This is a genomic window from Bartonella sp. CL100XZDX (genome assembly GCF_042195375.1).
Lineage (GTDB): Bacteria > Pseudomonadota > Alphaproteobacteria > Rhizobiales > Rhizobiaceae > Bartonella.
In genome coordinates, this window is the sequence record NZ_JBHIOH010000016.1 from 1 (window position 1) to 1,588 (window position 1,588).

General features: G+C 39.2%; 3 protein-coding genes and 1 pseudogene. All 4 read right to left on the minus strand.

The window, feature by feature from the left end; genetic code table 11:
- A partial coding sequence (locus ACFILU_RS01305) for a hypothetical protein (protein ID WP_375674426.1) occupies nt 1–476 on the minus strand: 476 nt, incomplete at its 3' end.
- Between the two features lie 81 nt (nt 477–557).
- Nucleotides 558–755, minus strand: coding sequence for a hypothetical protein (locus ACFILU_RS01310; protein ID WP_375674427.1), 198 nt, complete (start codon nt 753–755; stop codon nt 558–560).
- A gap of 28 nt (nt 756–783) precedes the next feature.
- Nucleotides 784–1,164 carry a hypothetical protein gene (locus tag ACFILU_RS01315; protein ID WP_375674428.1) on the minus strand — a complete coding sequence of 127 codons (381 nt, stop codon included), beginning with the start codon at nt 1,162–1,164 and terminating at the stop codon, nt 784–786.
- A pseudogene (locus tag ACFILU_RS01320) lies at nt 1,130–1,588 on the minus strand (hypothetical protein); the annotation flags it as partial. The pseudogene ACFILU_RS01320 and the gene ACFILU_RS01315, both read right to left, overlap by 35 nt.

The following is a 1,588-nucleotide window of genomic DNA, read 5'->3' on the forward strand; positions in this document are numbered from 1 at the left end:
CCCACGCTAGCATTCCCATAAACCTTGCCATAAATTTTAGCAGCGCCACTGATAACAGCATGATCATAAACTACCGCCTTGCTATGAATACGAGCATTTCCTGATAATTTTGCATTTCCATAAACCCGCGCCTGATGATAAACCCAAGCATTATAAGAAAGATGCGCATTGTCATAAACATGAGCATTTGCATAAACGCGGGCACGGTCACATACATGGGCATTGCCATAAACACTACCCATTATAATAGCGTTATTAAAAACCTTGGCATTTTCATAAATATGGGCAGGATTTAAAACAAGAGCATTATCATAGACCCAGCAATTGCCATCATGAGAGAGGTTACTTTCATTTTCAATAAAACCACCCAAGGCACCAGCCTTAACATCGTCAAAATCCCTTAATGCTTGGATGCGATAAAGAGTTTGATTATTAAATACACGTGTCTCATTTGTGAGTGCAAACTTTTTTTGCATAGCACAATTCCTTTATAAAAAGATTTGAATTTTAGAATGAAATGTTTAAAGGGGGGCGCCCCCGCCGCGCCCGCGCGTCATTTACACAGTTGTAAAAACAATATCACCAGTGATAACAGATTCTTTATAATTGCCACCAATTTTGGTATCACCACCAATCTCAGTATAGCCAATTACCTTGGCATTGCCATAGACATGAGCATCACCATGGACCTTGCCATAAATTTTTGCATTGTCATAAACGCAGCCCTTATCATAAACATGGGCATAACCAGTCACTATAGCATTCCCATAAACCTTGGCTTCTCTATNTATCACCAGTGATAACAGATTCTTTATAATTGCCACCAATTTTGGTATCACCACCAATCTCAGTATAGCCAATTACCTTGGCATTGCCATAGACATGAGCATCACCATGGACCTTGCCATAAATTTTTGCATTGTCATAAATGCGAGCATCATCATAAACCTCGGCATTATCAGAAATTAAAGCATTATTGGAAACCCAAGCGCCACCATAAACCTTGCCATAAACCTTGGCATTGTCATAAACGCAGCCCTTATCATAAACATGGGCATAACCAGTCACTATAGCATTCCCATAAACCTTGGCTTCTCTATTGACCATAGCAGCGCCACAAACATGGGCATTANTTGACCATAGCAGCGCCACAAACATGGGCATTATCGCAAACCCTAGCATTATCAAAAACTATAGCATTTTCATAAACATGGGCATTATCATAAACCTGAGAGGTTCCTAAAACACGTGCTTTATCATAAACCTCAGCATTGCCATAAATTCTAGTTTTATCAAGAAACTTGCCATAAATAGTGTCATAAATTTTTGCATTTCCATACACTTTAGCATGTCCAAAAATATCACCATAAACCAATGCGTTCTCATATACTTGCGCATTGCCATAAACCTCAGCTCTAATATGCACGCTAGCATTACCATAGACCCTTGCATTTTCATAAATTTTTGCAGATCCAGTAATTTTTGCATTATCCGAAACATGGGCATTATCGTAAATACGAGCATCACCATAAACCATGGCATTGCCACCGACCCAACAATCACCATTATGAGCTAAATTTGCAACCTT